Below are 18,838 nucleotides of genomic sequence, written 5' to 3'. Positions count from 1 at the left end.
AATGGCTCCCACCTTGCGTGGGAGTCTTGGCAAACATGAGTTGTGGGGCCGAGGCTCAAACCCGGAAGTGGCTGACCATCTGCTGCAACTGACTGCCCAACCGCGCCAGTTCAACACTGGACGCCGCCGTTTCGTCGCTGGCGGCGGCGGTCTGTTCAGACACGTCGCGCACGTTGATGATGCTGCGGCTGATCTCTTCGGCGACGGCGCTTTGCTGCTCGGCGGCGGCAGCGATCTGCTGGTTCATCGACTGGATGTTGGACACGGTGCGGGTGATGTTTTCCAGTGACACGCCAGCCTTGCGGGTCAGCGCGACGCTGCTGTCGGTCAGGGCGCGGCTGTTGTTCATCACGGCGGACACTTGTTGCGTGCCGTTCTGCAGACCGGCCACCAGGCCTTCGATTTCTTCGGTGGACTTCTGCGTGCGCTGAGCCAGGCCACGGACTTCGTCGGCCACCACGGCAAAGCCTCGACCAGCTTCACCGGCACGGGCCGCTTCGATGGCGGCGTTGAGCGCCAGCAGGTTGGTCTGTTCGGCCACGGCCTTGATCACGTCCATGACGCTGCCGATCTTGTCGCTTTCCTGTTGCAGCACACTCATGGCTTCGGTGGAGCGCGCTACTTCGGTGGCCAAGCGTTCAATCTGGGCGATGGCTTCGTTGACCACCTTGTCGCCTTCACGAGCTTCGCCGTCAGCAGCGGCGGCCGCCTGGGAGGCTTCTTCGGCATTGCGCGCGACTTCCTGCACGGTGGCCGTCATCTCGTGCATGGCGGTCGCCACTTGATCGGTTTCGATCTTCTGGCTATTGACCCCGGCGCTGGTTTGCTCGGTTACGGCGGACAGTTCTTCGGCAGCGCTGGCGATCTGGGTGACGCCGTCGCGGATGCCGCTGATCAAGTCGCGCAGGGTTACGCCCATGCGAGCGATGCCCTGTTGCAGCACGCCGAGTTCGTCGCGGCGCGTCACTTTGACGTCCTGGGACAGGTCGCCGCTGGCGATGCGTTCAACCACGGCCAGGGTGTCGCGCAGCGGGCCGGTAATCTGACGGGTGATGATCACGGCAGCAATGATGCCCACCAGCAACGCCAGCAAGGTGCTGATCAGTTGCAGGGTGCGAGCCTGGGCGCTTTCGGCGTCACGGCGGTCGAGCTGGATCTGATACAGCTGGTCGCTCAGGCTCACAATGGCGGCACCCTGTTCGGTCATTTCCTTGCGCGCCTGCACCGCATCGCTGTTCGCCGCTTTGTAAGCCTGCAAGGCGCTGCGGTAGTTGCTCAGTGCGGTTTCCAGCTGACGCAGGGCGTCTTGCTGAGTGTCGGCGAAATGCACGTTGAGAGGTTTCAGGCTGGCGATGGCCACGTCCAGTTGGCCGACGGCTTTTTGCTCGGTCTCGGTGTTGGTGGTCGCGGTGTAGCCGCGCACTTCGTAGCGGGCCAGCAAGAAGGCTTCCTTGGCTGCCGTGATGGCCTGGAATTGTTCGAAGCGTTGGTCGCTCAGCGGCATTTGCTGCACGGCGGTATTGATGGCGTTGATTAGCGTATTCGCGGTCTCGGCATTGGCGCCCATGGTGTCGCGTGCGCTGTTCCCGGTGCGGTACGCGCTGCGCATTTTGTTCAGGGACGTCTTGTAGGCGTCGATGACGGCGCCTTGCTCTTTGAGCAGCTTGAGGTTTTCCGGGCTCTTGAACTTCACCAGCAGCGCCTGTTGCTGAGTGGAGAAGGCCTCGAGCGTGGTCTGGACGTTCTGCGCGGCGGTTTCGTCGCCATTGGTCAGCATGTATTGCAGGCGAACCACGCGCAGCTTGGTCAGGCCGGCATTGAGCTGGGTGATGTCGCTCATCCAGTTGCTGCGGTCAATCAATCCGCCCAGGCTTGTCCAGCCGGTCAGGGCGAGGATGCAGGTCAGGGCCAGGACCAGGCCGAACCCCAAGCCCAGCTTCATGTTCACGCTGATATTGCCGAGCCAGCTATTCATCAAAAATCCTCCAGGAACGTTGTGCTTCTAGATCGTCGGTTGGCTGGAAGATTGTTGTTTTTGGTCGCCAGCAAGGTGTGTAGCAGGACTGTATCGGCAGCAATTGCGAGAGCTGAATGGTTTTTGTAAGGCGGATATGTAACAAGACCTTCGTGCGGTCTTAAGCTTTTTTTCACATGAGTTTCACCGGCTGCCGACGCCAGCCTCTCTAACCTCGCGGCATCGAATGACAGTGATGCGTGCCGGCGAGGCGGTTTGATGTGGAATTGAGACTGAGTCTGTTCGGGATAAAACGCTCGATTGATCTGAGCCGTTTTGCCCGCTATCGCAATGCGGCTGTCGTACTCGCCTCGGCGCTGTTGGTGATTCCGCTCACTATGTGGCTGTTGCAGCCGGCCGCTGTGCCGGATCTGGCCCACGGCAACGTGGCCGGCGCACGGGCGTTGGCGGCCAATTGGGCCAAGGGCGACGTGATCGTGCTGGTGCGTCACGTCGAACGCTGCGATCACTCCAGTGCCGCCTGCCTGAGCGGTAACGATGGCATCACCGATCGCTCTCGCGGCGTCGCGGTGGGTGTCGGTGCGCAGTTCGAACGACTGGGACTGAACAGGGCTGACATCTACAACAGCCCGGTCATCCGTACAGCGCAGACCGCTGGCTACATGTTCAACAAGGTCGGGGTCGGGGAAGACTGGTTGATCAATTGCAGGGGCACCATGCTGCGTGACGCGCTGGCGCACAAGGTGGCCGGGCGAAACCTGATTCTGGTGACCCACAGCGAATGCATGTCGCAACTGGAGAAAGATCTCAAGTTGCCGGCCTCTACGCTGGGCTACGGCGCGTCTTTGTTTATCTCCGCCGAAACGCCCCAGGCACCTCGCATGCTCGGTTTCATCGAAGCTTCGGACTGGCGCTCGGTGACCGTTAAATGAATTCACTTTCTGGGTCTTCCCGTTACCACTTTTATTGGGTGAACTTCGGCATTCCGCTGGCCTGTGCGGTTGTGATTTTCCTGCTATTCGACCTGACCAAAATCGACATCGCGTTCAATGATCTCTTTTACGACCCGGTCACGCAGACGTTTCCGCTGGATCACGTCCACCTGTTCGAAAAGATCACCCATAAATGGGCGCGGATCATCCCGAACTGGACAGGAGAGCTAGCGATCGTCGGCGCCTTGCTATCGTTTCTCTGGCCGCGTCTGAAGGCCGAAAAGCATTCGAAAATCATCGCGTTCCTGGAAAAGATCAAAGCCGCGCCAGTGCTTCGGTTTGCCAGCAAGCACCGTCGGGACTTCCTCTATGTGGTGTTCGCGTTCTCCATCAGCACCGGGGTGATCCACTATCTCAAGGGCCACACCAGCGTGTACTGCCCGATCGAAACGACCCAGTACGGCGGGAAAATCGAGCACAAAGAGTGGTATGAGAATTTCGATTTGCTGAAAGTCGCGGGTGACGGGCGCTGCTGGCCGGGCGGACATGCTTCGGGCGGCTTCACCCTGCTGGCGTTGTACTTCGTGGCGCGTCGTTACCGCTGGCGCTATTCCAAAGCGGTGATGTACGGCTCGCTGCTGCTCGGTTTCGTCTATGGCACGACGCGGGTTCTGCAAGGCTGGCACTACATGTCCCACACCTTCTGGGCGGGGATCTTCGTATGGCTGGCGTGTTTGCTGACAGCGTTGGCGTTCTATGGGCGAGCGCGGTTGGAGCAACCGCTGGACCAGCGCTCTTCCGGCGTTTCAAAGCGATCATTGATCAACGCCGTCAACACATGATCCTGCCAGCGCCCGGCGATACTCAGGTACGCCTTGGCATAGCCCTCACGTTCAAATCCCAGACGCTCCAGCAGCCGTGCACTGCGTTCATTGCCAGGGATGTAATTGGCCATGATCCGGTGCAGTTTCTGCTCATCGAACATGTAGCCGATTCCCGCTTCGAGTGCTTCCTGCATCAAGCCCTGGCCCTGATGAGATTCGTCGATGTGGTAACCGAGATAGCAGGCTTGAAATGCCCCGCGAGTGATGCCGCTGAAGTTGCAGGCGCCGATCATCTGGCCGCTGTCCTGATCCAGCAACGCGAAATGCACCGCCAGACCCGCCTGGAAAGCGCTGGCTTGCACTTCAAGGCGCGGGCGGATGCGTTCAGGGCTGTGGTAATCGACGGGGCGAATCGGCGACCACCGGGCGAGATGCCTCAGGTTGCGCCGGTAGAAGTCGCTTTCCAGCGTCGCCTGTTCAGGGTCGAGCACTGCCAGCGTCAAGCGTTTACAGGGCAGGGAAAGCAGCGGCATAGGGCGCTCCGGTTCACGGGGATCATCGCGCAAGCATTGCGTGGCCAGCGGGAAAACTCAAACCGCCAGCGGTAACGTCACGATAAAGGTGCTGCCCTTGCCATCACCGTCGCTCATCCCGATGACCGTGCCGCCATGGGCTTCGACCAGCTCGCGAACCACCGTCAAGCCAATGCCAAGGCCTGCACCATTAAAGCCGATGGCGTGAACGTCTTGCACAAACGGCTCGAAGATAAACGGTAGCGCCTTGGCGGAAATGCCGATGCCGTCATCGCAAATGCTCATTTGCAGCACGTCGGCTTCAGCGGTCACCGAAAGCGTGACATTGCCGCCCGATGGCGTGTATTTGGCCGCGTTGCCCAGCAGATTGCCGAGAATCTGCGTGAGGCGCACCGGGTCGCCATTCATCGCCAACACGCACTCGGGCAGTTCAGCGCTGAAGTGCAAATGGTGAGCAGTCATCACCGGGCTGCACACTGCGATGGCCTGATGGATGATCTGCACCATGTCCACGATGCGGCGATCGAGACGCAGCTTGCCGGTGCTGGCGCGGGAGACATCGAGCAAATCATCCACCAGCCGCGACATGTGCTGCACCTGGCCTTCGATCAGCGCCTGCATGCGCGGCAGTTCCTCACTGGGCACGCGCACCAGGCGCCCGGCAATCATGCTGATGGGCGTCAGCGGATTGCGCAGTTCGTGGGCCACCAGGGTGAGGATGTTGCGTTGTTGTTCCAGGGTGTGTTCGGCCGAGGCTTGCAGGTCTTGCGCGCTCAGGGCCGCGATCACCAATTGGGCGTTGGCTTCACGCATCTCCAGGAACAGTCGTTGTTCTTCCTGCGTGCGCTGGGGTTTTTCTGCATCGGACTGCGCCAGCAAAATCGCCAGCACCAATTGCTGATTGGCTTCGATCAGTTGCTCGACCTGCTGGCTATCGACCAGTCGGGTATTGGCGTCGTTCAGCTCTTTTTGCAGCGCCGCCAGCACGGCCCGTGCCTCAACAGTTTTCTGGCCGAGCAGGAACAGTTCGCGAGCGGCGGTGGCCATTGCTTCCTTGTCCTTGCCATTGGCCTCACTCATGATTTTTGCTCATCCGTCGTCTTTGCCCAAGCGCTGCCGGGTGGGCCGGCCACCTAGTAAACCTTCCTGGTCTGGCAGCATCTCGCCAATGTGCAGGCCATTATCGTCAATGTGGTACTGGCGCAACTCATCGGAATGGGCGCTGGCCCGTACCTTGACCACGGCCATGATGCGCAGCAAACGGCTCTGCACTTCAATGTAGCGCTGAACGATGATTGCGTCGGTAAGAAATGCTGTGCCGTAAGGGCTGAAGCGCAGGTCGGTGTAGCGGTCTTCCAGTTCTGAGGTCATCAACACGCTGACCCCGGCGCTCGTCAACGCAGTGACCATGCGCGACAGCGACTCGCGAAAATCTTCGCGGAAGGTCGGTGCCAGCGCCAGTTCGAAGCCCGATAACGAATCGATCACCACGCGGGTGGCTTTGAGTCGGCTGATCTCGCTGAGCAGCAATTGCACGATCTCGTCGATGGACAGGTCCGGGGCGCGGCTGTCCACCAGACCGACCTGTCCGCTCTGGATCAGGCCCGCAAGGGTGGCGTTCTGGGAGTGATTAGGCCGTTGTTCAAACACCGCGATCACACCGGTTTCGCCGTTGCGCGCGCCCTCGGCCAGGAAGGTCGCTGCCAGAATACTCTTGCCTGAGCCCGACGGCCCGGCCACCAGCAAGGAATAACCACGGGGCAGGCCGCCACCCAGCATCTCGTCGAGCTGTGGCACGCCCATTTTCAGGCGCTTGATGGGGAACTCCAGCGGTGCTTCAACCGGGTTGAGGGCCGCAGGCGCAAAGACCTTGATCCCCGACGTCGCGATACGGAAGGTGTGCAGCCCGGGCAGCGTCGGCTGGCCGCGCATCTTCATGATTTCCATCTTGCGCACCATGGAGTTGCGCTGAACGCTCTGGCGCAGCCAGATCAGGCCGTCGGCCACGGTGAAAATCGGGTTGGTGTCGGTTTCGGTGAAGTATTCGCCAATCAGGAAGGTCGTCGCCTGCCAGGTGGTCATCAACATGCCCAGTTGCTGAACGAACTGCGGCAGGTTGTTGTTCGGGTTGTCCTGGGTCTGGCTGGCCAGCACCACCGAACGGAACGAGTCGACGAACACCAGCGACGGGGAGTGAACCTCCACCTCGCTGACGATGCGCCGCAACACTTCGTCCAGATTCCCGGTTTGGGTGTCGTCGGACAAGTTGATGTAGCGGATCGAGTGGTTGATCGCTTCGCTGTCGAAAAAGTCGAATTGCTGCTGGTAACGCAGCATCTTCAGCGGCGGCTCGCCGAGCACCGTAAAAAACAGCGCCGGGCGCTCAGGCGTCGCCAGGGCGAACATCATCTGATGCGCCAGGGTGGTTTTGCCACAGCCAGGCGGGCCGGCGATCAGGTTGAACGAAAACTCCGGCAATCCACCGCCCAGCACCTCGTCCAGTCCTGGCACGCCGGTGGCCAGGCGGTTGATAGTCACTTTGGTGCTCATGGCGAATTTTCCTGCGAAGGGGTGTCGCTCAAAGAAGGTTCCCACACGCCACGAAGCAAACGTGCGGTGAGCGAGGGCCCGATCAGCGTGGTCAGCAGCTCGTAAAACGTGGTCAGCAACACGTCACCGAAAAACAGCGCATCGGCGTTGCTTTGCTCAACGATTACGGACTTGAGGGCAGTCAGATCCATGCCGGACTGCACGTTGTCATAGGTGCGGGCCAGACGCGGATGGTTGGAAGCGCACAAATGGAGGCTGCGGCGATAAAGCGCGGCAACCCCTTGCTGGCCGATGATGGGCGTGAGGGCTGCGTCCATATCCTGCAATATTGATGCGATCGCTTGCGCGACTGTTGCAATGTCAGCGTTGGGGCCAACGCGGTGCGCCAGAGAAGCTACGATCTGGCGGCTCTCATCGCTTAGCGTGGACATGGCTAACTGATATCTGATGGACAGTGTTCGATGGTACACCTAATGGCGGCGTCGGGAGTGCTTTGCGTCAGGGCCCGCTGATCAGAATGGCCCGGCAACCTCGGCATTCTGAACGCCATGACGTCCAGGGCACGTATTTGTATCGTTTGAAGCTTCCGCAGGAAACAAAACAGCAGGCAAAAAAAAGCCCGCGGGAGGGCGGGCAAACCGTAGTTTCTTGAATGAGCGAGCGCAATGTACCCGTTGGTGAAAGGTCGTGGGGTGAAGAAAAATTCATGTCGATGAGTGCTCGCCGCTTCACACCCGTGAGACACGCCTACAGCAAATGATCCGCCGCAAAGTTCGCTTCCGAGCCGGCAAGCACCGAACGACGGGCCTCCTTGAACTGCAGGAACAGCGGGAACTCCTGATCATCGGTCAGCAGGGCTACCTGGCATCGAGTCCCGACACTGCCCGCACCGGCCACTTTGAACGCCATGTCCTGAATGTGAAAACGCGCCAACAGTTCGCGACGGTCGGCTTGCAGCGTGCCGGGATCCTCGCGCATGAACGCGTCCTAAAGCGCACGCCAGTGCAACAGGCGCAGCCAGCCGTCGGCATCCTCCCAAGGGCCGGGATGGGCTTCGTCGAAATCGCTGACGCTGAACAGCAGATTGCGCTCCGGCGTTGCAAAAGGGCTCCACGTCTTCATCCGAAGTGTTCGGGCTTTGACCGCCGGGACAAACGGGAACCACTTTGCCAGCGAGCATCCTTCAATACTCAGTCGTCCCCAAAGCCCTCAAAACCCACCCAGCCTCTCCAGGCATCAACGTGTACTGAACCTGTCGGATTTTCCCCGTCCTGCCCGCATCGGCATCCGTGCTGTCATAAACCGGGAACCGCTGCACCAATGTATTTTCCACCACGGCAAACTCATCCTCGCCCTGGTAGCCCGCCGCTGTTTTCGGGTTCTCGCTGACAGGTGGCAGATAAATCTCGCTAAGCGACTTCTTGCGGTTGGCAGCATAAGCAATGAGCTCGCCGGGCATCCCGCGCCCCGGAGATCTGATGAATACGTAAATCTCCGGGGAGCCATTGCGATCAAGATCGGCGACTTCTGCTCGGGCGATGGTGCCGGTGAGGGGACGCACAATCTCTGAGTTATCAATTTCCAGGCCTTGGGGCGCAATGTGTAGAGCGCGATTTCCATCGACCGACACACTCTTCAGATGAAAGCCAATGCCCTGCAATTCAAGTGTCTGGTCGAACGGCTGATTGCCGTCCGTCACATCACCGGCGCTCAGGCCTAATGAAAGGTTGTAGTTGGCCACTTCATTGCGCCGAGCGGCGTTGCGCATCAGGTATACCTGAACCGTGTATTCGCCATCGGCGGGCAAGGGGCCCAGAAAGTGATTGCCCATGATCGATCCGTTAAAGAGCGCATAGTCCGCACCTTTCGCGGTGATGTTGAAGTAGGCAGAGGCGTTGGAAGACTTGAAGTCCACAGTCATCATCTGGCCGGCCTTCGCGTTCAGACGGTACTGCGCGGTGAGCGGGCCTTTGATGGAATGGGCGAACTTTACAGTGTCGGAGCCCTTTTTGAAGGCGACCTGCTCGACACGAGGAGCGATCTCGGTGGCAGCGTGTACAGGTACCGAAACCATGGCGGCCAGAACGGCTGCGATCCATACGTTCATGTTGATCTTCCTGAGTGAGTGGTTGCAGGTAAACCCGCAGCATAGGTTCCGTTGTGTTGAATCGCCGACTAATTCATTGATTACAGCTCACTCGATTTGAGCGTGTGCTTGAAATGATGCTCCCAAAGTTTAACGCCCAATCTTCCTGTCCGATCCAGCGATGACCCCACCGTCAGATCCGTAATCAACGTCGGTTGCAACCCCGCATCAAACAACGCAAACCCCGCCGCCAGGCAGCAAGTCTCGGTCTGAAGACCGCAGACGAGTACACGATCCACCTTCAGGCTTTTCAAATACTCGATGGTTTCCTGCGAAGGCACGTAGCCGTGCTTGATAAAGATGCGGTCGGCCTGAATCAGGCTGTCATCGTCCGGAGCGGGATGCCAGCCGAGTTGTTTTTGGAACGGGGTTTTGGATTCGTCGTGGCGCTCGACCGTGGCGACGCTGGGCAGGGTACTGATGAGTGTCTGGATACCTTCGATGAGCCATTGAGGTGGGGCGAAGCTGGGCTGGACGTCGATGATAAGGAGGGCTTGGCGCATGGGCGTCTCCGTGGGAGGTCGCGACGACGATGGTGGCATTGGTCGCGAGGTTGTTTTGGGAGTGGTCTTGCGAGCCTTTTTACAGGCAGGCCCGCTTTTGCCGGGGATGGTGATGCGGCCTGCAGGAATGACCAAACCCCAGATGCAACAAAGCCCGCACTTGGCGGGCTTTGTCTTGCTTCGTATTTGGTGGAGCCGGGGGGATTTGAACCCCCGTCCGCCAGTACTCCGCTGTCGGTACTACATGCGTAGCCGTGTCTATTAAGTTAACCCTCAGCGACCCGACGGGCAGGGTGCTTTGGGCGAGTTGTGTAAGTTTTAGCCGCTTCGTCCACAACGTACTGCACGGCGATTCTGTTCTATATGACAATCACTTTGGGTTTACAGACATCCCCTGATGATTGCTGGACCCGAAGGTACCAGGAGGGAAGGGCTAAGGCTGCTTACGCAGCGAGAGCGTATTCCCCGTAGGTTTCGTCATTGGCAACTATAGAAAGTTGCAACAGTGGATTTACGAGTTCTGTTACCAACTCGGCATGCACCTAAAGTTTCGCAACCGGCGTCGAATCCTAAACGGCCCCGAGTCTGTTGCTCTGTGAATCAAAGTGAGCAACAAGCCTGCGCAGTGTACGCCAACACACGTCAGAAGGCCAACCCGAAGGTGGCCGCGAGTGATCATGGGTTGGGTTCGTTGCTCAGTTTGTCAGCGCTAATGCCTGGATGGCCTCGGTGGCGCATTTCTTGTCGTCCCCGGCGGCTTTTGAAGTTTTGGCGCTGGCCAGCAGCCTTTTGATCTCCGGTGCGTTGGTGGAGGTCGCTGGTAGCGCATTCACTTTGGCTTCGAGCTCCTGCAGTTTGCTCGTACAAAGGTCGTTGTCCGCTGCAAATACGGGAGAGGCCAACATTGCAGCAGACATGACCAAACCAGCGAGTGCGGTACGTTTCATGGATATCTCCTTGTACGGATGGTCTCGGTGCTGCCGTATGTGTGGGCGGCTCGGCCGAGGTCGAAAAGCAAGCCACGATTGGTGGGGCCTACTTAAAAGACCACGACTCTGCGCAGGAATTCGGTTTTTGGAGAAAGGCTGTGAAAAACTGTTTGCCAGGAACAATGAGCAATTTCACCAACAACGCAGGCTTCGCCAGCTGCTACGGATCGCGTTATGGCTTAGCTGTACAGCCGCAAGCCTGTTGCTATTTCAATCCTGGTGAGCAACAAGCTTGCGCGGTATACACCGACAATGCCAACCCGAAGGTTGGCATTGTGCTGGGTTACTTCCCGCCTTTGTTCGCGTTCTTGATTTGCTGGATAGTTTGTTCGGTCTCGGCGATGCAGTCATCAGTCCCTTCCTTGGTACCTTTTGCCTGATCTGCCTTGGCTTTCGTGACGCTTTCCATGACCTGATCAGCCATCTCCGGAGGAGTCTGTGCCTTGGCATTTTCGATGGTTTTCAAGTTGACCGCACAGAGGTCTTCAGCGGCAAACGAGGTGGACGCCATCAGTGAGGCAGTAACGAACAGACCTAACAGTACAGAACGTTTCATATGTAACTCCTTGAACTGAGGGTCCAGGCATCGCTGGCCGTCAGGACGGGCTGCCGAGTATGGGTAAAGCCCGGTAACGTCCGGGCTTATTCTGTGGACTATGGCAGCGCATCAGGGTTCTATTTTTCTTGCATGACCCTCGCCTGCGTTACCCGATCCACCAAATAGACTAGCCCGTGGTAATCAATTCCACCGTGTTGCGTCAGACCAATCTCACACGTGCGGCTGGTCGAAATCCCCTCGCTGCACTGCTGAACCGCATCCTTGAGCGTGCGCAGCGAATGTGCGTTCAGTTCCGGCGTAGTAAAACCCTTATCCCCCGCAAAACCGCAGCAGTGAATGCCTTCGGGAATAACCACGTTTTTGCTGCATTTACGCGCCAGATCAATCAAAGCCTGGCTTTCACCAAGGTGCTGCGTGCTGCAAGTGACGTGCACGGCAATCGACGCTTCCTGCGGCGTGAAATCCAGACGATCCATCAAATGCGTACGAATGAAACGCACCGGGTCGTACAGGTCCAGGCGCACATCGCCCAGGTCCTGAGTCAGCCGTAACGTACACGGACTGGTGTCGCAGTAGATCGGGTCGAGCCCGCCGCGACTGGCGTGCAGCAAGGCGCCGATCAGTTCCTGGCGTTTGTGTTCGGCCTGTTCGGCGTAGCCCTTGGAAGCGAACGGTTGCCCGCAACAGAGATTGTCCAGATTGTCCGGGAAGACTACTTGATAACCGGCCTTTTCCAGCAGCCCTCGGGTTTTGTCGTACAGCGACATTTGCTCTTTATCACCCGCCGCCGGGCCCATTGCCCGCGATACGCAGGCCGCGAGGTACACCACCCGAGGGCGTTCGTCCGACACTGTCGGGCTGAAGCGAATGGCTTTTTCCGGTTGCGGCATGGCGTTAGTCCACTGTGGGACCTGGCCTTTGGATAGGCGCGTCAACGTCGCAGACAGTTTTGCCAGTCGTGGCGCCCCCAACAGCATTCGCGCACCGTTGGCCACGTGCAGGGTGAAACGTGCACCTTGCAGCGCAGTGGCGAAATTGCCTTCCAGCCAATTGGCAGTTTTCGTATGAGTTGCCTTCCGGCTGCGGAGTTTTTTCACCAGCTCGCCGGTGTTGATTCCTACAGGGCAACGTTGCGCGCAGAGGCCCGTGGCGGCACAGGTGTCGATGCCTTGGTATTCGTACGCGGTTTCGAGTTCGGCGGTGTCCACGCCAGCGCGTTTCTTTGCCTGAATGTCACGCCAGATCACGATGCGCTGGCGCGGGCTCAGGGTCAGGCCTTTCGACGGGCAGACCGGTTCACAGAAACCGCACTCGATGCACTTGTCCACAATCTCATCGGCGGCCGGCAACGGCTTCAGGTGCTTGAGGTGGATCTGCGGATCCTCGCTGAGCACCACGTCCGGGTTGAGAATGCCGTTGGGATCGAGCAGGCGTTTAAGCTGCCACATCAACTGGTAGGCATCGCTGCCCCATTCCAGTTCGACAAAGGGCGCCATGTTGCGTCCGGTGCCGTGTTCCGCTTTCAGCGAGCCGCCGAACTCCACCGCTACCAACTGTGCCACGTCGTCCATGAACGCCTGATAGCGTGCGACTTCTTCCGGGTTGTTGAAGCCTTGGGTGAAGACGAAGTGCAGATTGCCTTCCAGCGCGTGTCCGAAAAGGATCGCTTCATCGTAGTGATGTTTGTCGAACAGCTCGATCAGGCGGTTTACGCCGATGGCCAGTTGTTCAACCGGGAAGGTCACGTCTTCGATGATCACCGTGGTGCCGGTTTTGCGCACGGCGCCGACGGCAGGGAAAGTGTCCTTGCGGATCGCCCAGAGCCGAGCGTTTTCCACCGGGTCTTCGGTGAAGTCGACCTGTTTTTCCACCGGGAACGAGGACAACGACGCCATGATGTGCGCCAGTTGTTCCTGCAGCAATGTGGACGATGCGGCGCGGGATTCGATCAGCAGCGCGCAGGCATTGTTCGACAGCTGTTGTACGAAAGCGGGCATGCCGGGTTTGTCTTGCACTGAACGCAGACTGCGCCGGTCCAGCAGTTCCACGGCCGACACCGGCTGGCTTTTCAACACTGTCACAGCGTTGCAGCAGGTTTCCACATCCGGGAACACGATCAGTGCCGAGGCCTTGTTCGGGTGGTCGATCACCGTGTCGTAAGTCACCGCGCTGATGAAACCGAGGGTGCCTTCGGAGCCCACCAGCAAGTGGCTCAAGATATCCACAGGCTCGTCGAAATCCACCAACGCATTGAGTGACAGCCCGGTGGTATTTTTCAGACGGTATTTGTGGCGAATTCTCGCCGCCAGTTCGGCATTGGCGCGGGTCTCGCGGCCCAATGTTGCCAGGCGTTCAAGCAGCGAAGCGTGGCTCTCCCGAAACGCCGCAACACTCACCGTATCTTCGGTGTCGAGACGGCTGCCGTCGGCCAGCACCAGACGAATGCCAGCCAACGTGTGATAGGTGTTTTGCGCCGTGCCGCAACACATGCCACTGGCATTATTGGCGACGATGCCACCGATTTTGCAGGCATTGATCGACGCCGGGTCCGGGCCGATCTTGCGCCCGAACGGCGCCAGCCACGCGTTGGCCTGCGCGCCGATCACGCCCGGTTGCAGACGGATTTGCGTACCTTGCCCACGGATCTCGCGACCGTTCCAGTTATCCCCCAGCACGATCAACACCGAGTCGCTGATGGCTTGGCCGGACAAGCTGGTGCCGGCGGCGCGGAAGGTCACCGGGACCAGATCCCGTTGTGCCAGTTTCAGCAGCGTGACGACTTCATCTTCAGACTCGACACGAATCACCAGTTTCGGAATCAGCCGGTAGAAACTGGCGTCGGTGCCGAAGGCCAGGGTCGACAGCGGGTCGTCGAAACGTCGCTCCTGGGGAATCAGTTGCTGCGCATCTCGCAGGAAAGCCGCGGGTAGATTCATTGGTCCTCCAGGATCATGACCACGAGGTCTTTCGGACCGTGAGCGCCGTAGGCCAGGACCTGCTCGATATCGGCGGTTTTCGACGGGCCGGATACCAGCAGCGCGTTGGTCGGCATGCCTTGGGCCCACTCGAATTCCTGCTGCACTTGATAGAAGTTGTCGCGGATTTCACTGGCCTTGAGCAGGGCGAAATGCACGGGCGGCACCAGGCTCATCAGGCGCGGTTCTTCCCGCGTCGGCCAGAGAATCAGACTACCTGTGGCGGCGATTGCGCCGAGGGTGCCGGTCAGGCTGGCTGGCGTGTCGTTGAACAGCTCGGCTTTCCATTCTTCAACCGGACGGTCGTAGGATTTGAGCGTTGGCAGATCAGGTTTTTCCGCCCAGTGCTGAGTGACGCGTTGCCCGTGAGGCGTAGTCGGTGCAATCAACAAACTGGGTAGCTGACGGTCCCGCAACAACTGAGCAAGCAACGAAGGCCAGCCTTCGCCGGACGTCAGATGGATTTCGGTGTGCACCGCTTCCATCTGTTTGCGCAGCTGTGGGATGCGTTGCTCGGCCGTGTAGGTGTAAGGCGCTGTCACCAGTTCGACGTCGAACTCGTCAGGCACCGGTGTGGTGCCTGTCAGACTGTTCCGCAACTTGGCGAGGATATTTTGCTTGGCGCTCATCAGCGATCTCCCTGTTTGGCCAGATGTTCGCGGGCCATGTCATGCAGTGAGCGGGCAGCGGGTTTCGGTGCGCTGTGGTTTTGCGTCCAGGGGCCGACGTTGCTGGGTGCCAGTGCTCGCAAGCGAGTGGCGAAGAAGCCGAACAGTCGATAAAGCGTGGGAGAACTGTTGAGCTTCGCCCAGGCATTCCAGATAAACCGTTCTTTACGCGAGTACTTGCTGCCCTGGCCGCGCATCACTTGATGAGGGCTGTCCGGGGCTTTGACGTTCTCTTCCCGCAGGCGACGCAGCAGTGCCGGAATCGGAATTTTTACCGGACAGACTTCACCGCAGGCGCCACACAGGGACGAGGCGCTTGGGTGGTCCGGGACTTTCGCCAGGCCGACCATGTGCGGAGTGATGATTTTTCCGATAGGCCCAGGGTAAACCTCCCCATAGGCGTGGCCGCCGATTCGGGTGTAGACCGGGCAATGATTCATACAGGCGCCGCAGCGGATGCAGTTCAGGGTCTGGCGCAGTTCGCTGTCGGCGAAGGCCTGGCTGCGACCGTTGTCGAGCAATACCAGGTGCACTTCCTGAGGGCCGTCGAGCTCATGTTCCTTGCGTGGGCCGGAGATCATGTTGACGTAGGTGGTGATCGGCTGACCAAGGGCTGAGCGGGTCAGCAGTGACAGCAGTGGCACCACATCGCGCAGGTTTTCCACGACTTTTTCGATGCCGGTCACGGCGATGTGCACCGGCGGCACGGTGGTGGTCATGCGCCCGTTGCCTTCGTTTTCCACCAGCAGCAAGGTGCCGGTTTCGGCCACGGCGAAGTTGACGCCGGAGACGCCGATGTCCGCTTCGAAGAATTTCTGCCGCAAGACCTTGCGACCGATCTGAATGAGTTGGTCAACGTCCTTGGTGTATTCCACGCCAAGTTTGTCGTGGAACAAGGACGCGACCTGACCGGCGTTCTTGTGGATCGCCGGCATAATAATGTGTGAAGGCTTCTCGTGGTCGAGCTGGACGATGTACTCGCCCATGTCCGATTCCAGGCATTCAATGCCCTGTTCAGCGAGGAAGTGATTCATTTCCATCTCTTCGCTGACCATCGATTTGCCCTTGATCACTTGCCGCCCCTCGTGAGCGCGGATGATCGAGAGGACGATGCCATTGGCCTCGTCCACCGTTTCCGCCCAGTGCACTGTCACACCGTTGCGGGTCAGGTTCTGTTCAAGTTGCTCGAGCAGGTCGGGCAACTTGGATAACGCGCGGGCGCGGACAGCATTGCCCAGCGCTCGCAAATGTTCTCTTTCGTGGGCATCGCTGAAGGACGCTGCCCGTTTTGTCATCAGCGAATCCATCGCCGTGCGAAAGTTGTTTCGCAGTTGCTTGTCATCCAACGCCTTGTGAGCCCGGATGCGAAAATCTTCTTCCACGGCAACCGTAGGAATAATCGCGGAAGCGTTCATAGAACACCTCCGGTTCGCTGCCAAAGGAAGCTGGCCAGGTGTTGGCCGCGCAATGCTTCCTGCTGTTTCTCCAGCGAGCCGTTGATGTTCATCAGACAACCGCAGTCGGCACTGAGTACCTTGTGCGCGCCGGATTCCTTCAACGAGCGGGTCTTGTCAGCCACCATCGCACCGGAAATGTCTGGCATACGGACGCTGAAAGTCCCACCGAAGCCACAGCATTCACTTTCATGGCTGTGGTCGACTCGCTCCACGTTACGCAGCTGCGCCAACAACTCGCGGCCATGCAAGTGGGTGTTCATCTCACGGCGTGCCGAGCACGACGTGTGCAACGCTACTTTGACGGGCTCGCCACTGTCCTTGAGCTGCACCTTGCAGACGAACAACAGAAACTCGGCCAGTTCATAAGTCCGGGCCGCCAGCGCCTGAACCTGTTTCAGCGTGTCCGGCTCGTCCTTGAACAAATCGGCGTAGTGTTCGCGCAACATCCCGGCACACGATCCCGAAGGCACCACCACCGGGTAGTCCCCGGCAAACAGCGCCAGTTGCGAGCGTGCCACGGTCCGCGCCTGCTCGGTGTAACCCGAGGTGTAGGCCGGTTGTCCACAGCAGCTTTGCCCCTGCGGATACTCGACACGAATGCCTTCGCGTTCCAGCAAGTGAATCGCGTCCATCCCGGCTTCGGGGTAGAACAAATCCACCACACAGGTTCCGAACAGGTAGACCCGTGACGGTTTCTCGCTGGGGTATTGCCGGGGCTCGGGCAGTGGCGGGGCGACGCGGGTCGCGTTCGGCACAGCGTTGTAAAAAAGCTCGCTCATCAGGCGTGTCTCCGGGTGGTCCCGGTTATCCGTCTGTCGAGGCTGCTGAAATATAGAGAGGCAAGCTTTCAGCAGCCTTACAGACCGGGTTGTGAATAGCTGACGCCGGAATCGTGGTCCGGCGTCGGTTTTTGCTTTTTATCGTGTAGTACTTAGTGCACCAGCATGCCGGTCAACCAGTAGGCCTGGATGTAGGTAATCAAGCCCACGATCGTTGCAAAGAACAGGCTGTGCTTGAGGGTGAAACGGAACAGATCCGATTCCTTGCCCACCAGACCGGTCGCGGCGCAGGCCACGGCGATCGATTGTGGCGAGATCATCTTGCCGGTCACGCCACCGCTGGTGTTCGCCGCTACCAGCAACACGTCGCTGACGCCGATCTGGTGCGCAGTGGTCGCTTGCAGCGAACTGAACAGGGCGTTGGACGAGGTATCGGAACCGGTCAGGAACACACCCAGCCAGCCGAGGAACGGTGAGAAGAACGGGAATGCTGCGCCAGTGCCTGCCAGAACCAGCGCCATGGTCGAGGACATGCCCGAGTAGTTAGTGACGAAGGCAAAGGCGAGCACCATGCCGATGGACAGAATCGGCCAGCGCAGCTCGTAGAAGGTCTCTTTCAAAGTGGTCAGACCAGTTTTGACATTGATCTTAAGCACCAGCATCGAGATCAGCGCGGAGAAGAAAATCGCCGTGCCGGTCGCGGAAATCGGGTCGAGTTTGAACACTGCCGGGATAGCGGTCGGGGCGGTCACGATCGGTGCAACCTTGATCACCAATTGATCGAGGTGCGGGATGGCGATGTTGAATACCCAGCTGTACATCGAACCGCCAGCAGCGAACATCGCCTTGAACGGTTTCAGTGTCCAGATGGTGACCAGCACGGTGAGGATCAGGAACGGTGACCAGGCTTTGAGAATTTCACCAAAGCTGTAGGGCGAAGCCACGGTGCTGCGCGGCAGGCCGAAACCGCCAGCGCTGGCGCCCACCACGGAAGCTGAGACGGCACCGACGATGTGTTGGCCTGCGGCGCGTTTCGGTTGCCAGACTTTCAGGAACAGCGTCAGGGAAATCAGGCTGGCCAGGGCCGAGGTGATGTCCGGCAGTTCCGGGCCGATGAAGTTCGACGTGAAATATTGGGTGATGGCAAAGCTCAAGCCGGCCACCAGTGCTGCCGGCCAGGTTTCGCGAACGCCGCGCAGGCCGTCCATCATGAACACCAGCCAGAACGGCACGAACAGCGACAGCAGCGGCAGTTGGCGGCCTGTCATGGCGCCGATCTTGAACGCGTCGATACCGGTGACTTGCCCGGCAACAATGATCGGAATCCCCAGGGCGCCGAAGGCAACCGGTGCGGTGTTGGCGATCAGGCACAGGCCGGCGGCATATAGCGGATTGAAGCCCAGTCCTACCAACAGTGCGGCGGTAATCGCGACCGGTGCACCGAAACCGGCGGCACCTTCCAGGAAGGCGCCGAAGCAGAAGCCGATCAGCAGCACTTGCAGGCGCTGGTCGTCGGTGATCGATAGCACCGAGCTGCGGATCACTTCGAACTGACCACTCTTGACCGTCAGTTTGTAGAGAAATACCGCTGCCACGATGATCCAGGCAATTGGCCACAGGCCGTAGGCGAAACCATAGCCGGCGGCGGCGAAAGCCATGTCGACCGGCATCTGGAAGGCGAAGATCGCCACGGCAATGGACAAGGCCAGCGTGATGCTGCCGGCCACGTGTCCTTTGAGTCGGAACACGGCCAATGCCAGGAAGAAAAACACGATGGGGATAACGGCCGCGAGCGCGGACACGCCGAGACTGCCGAGCGGAGAATAGAGCTGTTGCCAGGTTTGCATATGGGGTGGCCCCTAATTGTTGTTGGTCAGGCACTGGTCAGCGTTCTTGGATAATTGGTAATACCAATTTACAATCGCTGTTGGCTAGGGTAAAAGCGTTG

The 18,838-nt window shown here is 59.1% G+C and carries 16 protein-coding genes, 1 other RNA gene and 2 pseudogenes; 2 read left to right on the top strand and 17 right to left on the bottom strand.

The genetic code is table 11. The features are described 5' to 3' along the window. Positions 1-55 precede the first annotated feature (55 nt). A complete protein-coding gene (locus tag PFAS1_RS30345; protein ID WP_418329256.1) occupies positions 56-760 on the bottom strand; it encodes a methyl-accepting chemotaxis protein in 705 nt (234 codons plus the stop codon). 201 nt (positions 761-961) lie between these two features. Further along, a pseudogene (locus PFAS1_RS30340) lies at positions 962-1,840 on the bottom strand (methyl-accepting chemotaxis protein); the annotation flags it as partial. Positions 1,841-2,235: 395 nt separating this feature from the next. Between PFAS1_RS30340 and pmrG the strand changes: the two are divergent. Both pmrG and PFAS1_RS07520 read left to right on the top strand, forming a co-directional pair. Then, positions 2,236-2,907: a lipopolysaccharide core heptose(II)-phosphate phosphatase PmrG gene (gene pmrG, locus PFAS1_RS07525; protein ID WP_076028720.1), complete on the top strand. Its 672-nt coding sequence runs from the start codon at positions 2,236-2,238 to the stop codon at positions 2,905-2,907. Further along, positions 2,904-3,749 (top strand): phosphatase PAP2 family protein, encoded by an 846-nt coding sequence (locus PFAS1_RS07520; protein ID WP_076028719.1) that lies wholly within the window; start codon positions 2,904-2,906, stop codon positions 3,747-3,749. Before pmrG ends, PFAS1_RS07520 begins: the two co-directional genes overlap by 4 nt. Here PFAS1_RS07520 and rimJ read toward each other — a convergent pair. The 15 genes and pseudogenes from rimJ to PFAS1_RS07440 all read right to left on the bottom strand — a co-directional run bounded on the left by rimJ (position 3,662) and on the right by PFAS1_RS07440 (position 18,737). Further along, the gene (gene rimJ, locus PFAS1_RS07515) at positions 3,662-4,264 is read right to left on the bottom strand and encodes a ribosomal protein S5-alanine N-acetyltransferase (RefSeq protein WP_076028718.1); all 603 of its coding nucleotides are present in this window, start codon (positions 4,262-4,264) and stop codon (positions 3,662-3,664) included. The genes PFAS1_RS07520 and rimJ overlap by 88 nt on opposite strands. Positions 4,265-4,321: 57 nt before the next feature. Next, positions 4,322-5,344: a sensor histidine kinase gene (locus PFAS1_RS07510; protein ID WP_076028717.1), complete on the bottom strand. Its 1,023-nt coding sequence runs from the start codon at positions 5,342-5,344 to the stop codon at positions 4,322-4,324. A 9-nt stretch (positions 5,345-5,353) separates the two neighbouring features. After that, positions 5,354-6,814, bottom strand: a complete 1,461-nt coding sequence (locus tag PFAS1_RS07505; RefSeq protein WP_076028716.1) for an ATPase domain-containing protein — start codon at positions 6,812-6,814, stop codon at positions 5,354-5,356. Next, positions 6,811-7,245 carry a hypothetical protein gene (locus PFAS1_RS07500; protein ID WP_232252214.1) on the bottom strand — a complete coding sequence of 145 codons (435 nt, stop codon included), beginning with the start codon at positions 7,243-7,245 and terminating at the stop codon, positions 6,811-6,813. The genes PFAS1_RS07505 and PFAS1_RS07500 overlap by 4 nt, the downstream gene beginning before the upstream one ends. A 355-nt stretch (positions 7,246-7,600) precedes the next feature. Continuing rightward, a pseudogene (locus tag PFAS1_RS29170) lies at positions 7,601-7,918 on the bottom strand (DUF2252 family protein); the annotation flags it as partial. Between the two features lie 79 nt (positions 7,919-7,997). Next, entirely contained in the window at positions 7,998-8,921 is a 924-nt protein-coding gene (locus tag PFAS1_RS07485) for a hypothetical protein (protein WP_076028713.1), read from the bottom strand. An 80-nt stretch (positions 8,922-9,001) separates the two neighbouring features. Next, complete coding sequence (locus tag PFAS1_RS07480; RefSeq protein ID WP_076028712.1) at positions 9,002-9,463, bottom strand: isochorismatase family protein; 462 nt, start codon at positions 9,461-9,463, stop codon at positions 9,002-9,004. 187 nt (positions 9,464-9,650) lie between these two features. Further along, positions 9,651-10,044, bottom strand: a transfer-messenger RNA (tmRNA) gene (gene ssrA / locus PFAS1_RS07475). A gap of 114 nt (positions 10,045-10,158) precedes the next feature. Further along, positions 10,159-10,410: a hypothetical protein gene (locus PFAS1_RS07470; protein WP_008149057.1), complete on the bottom strand. Its 252-nt coding sequence runs from the start codon at positions 10,408-10,410 to the stop codon at positions 10,159-10,161. 325 nt (positions 10,411-10,735) lie between these two features. Continuing rightward, positions 10,736-11,008, bottom strand: a complete 273-nt coding sequence (locus tag PFAS1_RS07465) for a hypothetical protein (protein ID WP_076028711.1) — start codon at positions 11,006-11,008, stop codon at positions 10,736-10,738. Positions 11,009-11,127: 119 nt separating this feature from the next. Next, a complete protein-coding gene (locus tag PFAS1_RS07460) occupies positions 11,128-13,947 on the bottom strand; it encodes an FAD-binding and (Fe-S)-binding domain-containing protein (protein ID WP_076028710.1) in 2,820 nt (939 codons plus the stop codon). After that, positions 13,944-14,615 carry a LutC/YkgG family protein gene (locus tag PFAS1_RS07455; RefSeq protein WP_076028709.1) on the bottom strand — a complete coding sequence of 224 codons (672 nt, stop codon included), beginning with the start codon at positions 14,613-14,615 and terminating at the stop codon, positions 13,944-13,946. The genes PFAS1_RS07460 and PFAS1_RS07455 overlap by 4 nt, the downstream gene beginning before the upstream one ends. Beyond that, positions 14,615-16,069 (bottom strand): LutB/LldF family L-lactate oxidation iron-sulfur protein, encoded by a 1,455-nt coding sequence (locus PFAS1_RS07450; protein WP_076028708.1) that lies wholly within the window; start codon positions 16,067-16,069, stop codon positions 14,615-14,617. Before PFAS1_RS07450 ends, PFAS1_RS07455 begins: the two co-directional genes overlap by 1 nt. Continuing rightward, the gene (locus PFAS1_RS07445) at positions 16,066-16,890 is read right to left on the bottom strand and encodes a (Fe-S)-binding protein (RefSeq protein ID WP_076028707.1); all 825 of its coding nucleotides are present in this window, start codon (positions 16,888-16,890) and stop codon (positions 16,066-16,068) included. The genes PFAS1_RS07450 and PFAS1_RS07445 overlap by 4 nt, the downstream gene beginning before the upstream one ends. Positions 16,891-17,042: 152 nt before the next feature. Continuing rightward, positions 17,043-18,737 (bottom strand): lactate permease LctP family transporter, encoded by a 1,695-nt coding sequence (locus PFAS1_RS07440; protein WP_076028706.1) that lies wholly within the window; start codon positions 18,735-18,737, stop codon positions 17,043-17,045. Positions 18,738-18,838: the final 101 nt, after the last annotated feature.

The sequence above is a fragment of the Pseudomonas frederiksbergensis genome (assembly GCF_001952935.1).
Taxonomy (GTDB): domain Bacteria; phylum Pseudomonadota; class Gammaproteobacteria; order Pseudomonadales; family Pseudomonadaceae; genus Aquipseudomonas; species Aquipseudomonas frederiksbergensis.
Note: the sequence above shows the minus strand (reverse complement) of the source record. Positions and strands in the feature narration are given on the sequence as shown.

Bases quoted from the DNA above. Each gene is read 5' to 3' on its own strand.
- PFAS1_RS07445 (WP_076028707.1), bottom strand. From the start codon at position 16,890: ATGAGCGAGCTTTTTTACAACGCTGTGCCGAACGCGACCCGCGTCGCC.
- PFAS1_RS30345 (WP_418329256.1), bottom strand. From the start codon at position 760: ATGACGGCCACCGTGCAGGAAGTCGCGCGCAATGCCGAAGAAGCCTCC.
- PFAS1_RS07480 (WP_076028712.1), bottom strand. From the start codon at position 9,463: ATGCGCCAAGCCCTCCTTATCATCGACGTCCAGCCCAGCTTCGCCCCA.
- PFAS1_RS07460 (WP_076028710.1), bottom strand. From the start codon at position 13,947: ATGAATCTACCCGCGGCTTTCCTGCGAGATGCGCAGCAACTGATTCCC.
- PFAS1_RS07485 (WP_076028713.1), bottom strand. From the start codon at position 8,921: ATGAACGTATGGATCGCAGCCGTTCTGGCCGCCATGGTTTCGGTACCT.
- PFAS1_RS07450 (WP_076028708.1), bottom strand. From the start codon at position 16,069: ATGAACGCTTCCGCGATTATTCCTACGGTTGCCGTGGAAGAAGATTTT.
- PFAS1_RS07500 (WP_232252214.1), bottom strand. From the start codon at position 7,245: ATGTCCACGCTAAGCGATGAGAGCCGCCAGATCGTAGCTTCTCTGGCG.
- PFAS1_RS07465 (WP_076028711.1), bottom strand. From the start codon at position 11,008: ATGAAACGTTCTGTACTGTTAGGTCTGTTCGTTACTGCCTCACTGATG.
- PFAS1_RS07440 (WP_076028706.1), bottom strand. From the start codon at position 18,737: ATGCAAACCTGGCAACAGCTCTATTCTCCGCTCGGCAGTCTCGGCGTG.
- PFAS1_RS07505 (WP_076028716.1), bottom strand. From the start codon at position 6,814: ATGAGCACCAAAGTGACTATCAACCGCCTGGCCACCGGCGTGCCAGGA.
- PFAS1_RS07470 (WP_008149057.1), bottom strand. From the start codon at position 10,410: ATGAAACGTACCGCACTCGCTGGTTTGGTCATGTCTGCTGCAATGTTG.
- PFAS1_RS07520 (WP_076028719.1), top strand. From the start codon at position 2,904: ATGAATTCACTTTCTGGGTCTTCCCGTTACCACTTTTATTGGGTGAAC.
- PFAS1_RS07455 (WP_076028709.1), bottom strand. From the start codon at position 14,615: ATGAGCGCCAAGCAAAATATCCTCGCCAAGTTGCGGAACAGTCTGACA.
- PFAS1_RS07510 (WP_076028717.1), bottom strand. From the start codon at position 5,344: ATGAGTGAGGCCAATGGCAAGGACAAGGAAGCAATGGCCACCGCCGCT.
- rimJ (WP_076028718.1), bottom strand. From the start codon at position 4,264: ATGCCGCTGCTTTCCCTGCCCTGTAAACGCTTGACGCTGGCAGTGCTC.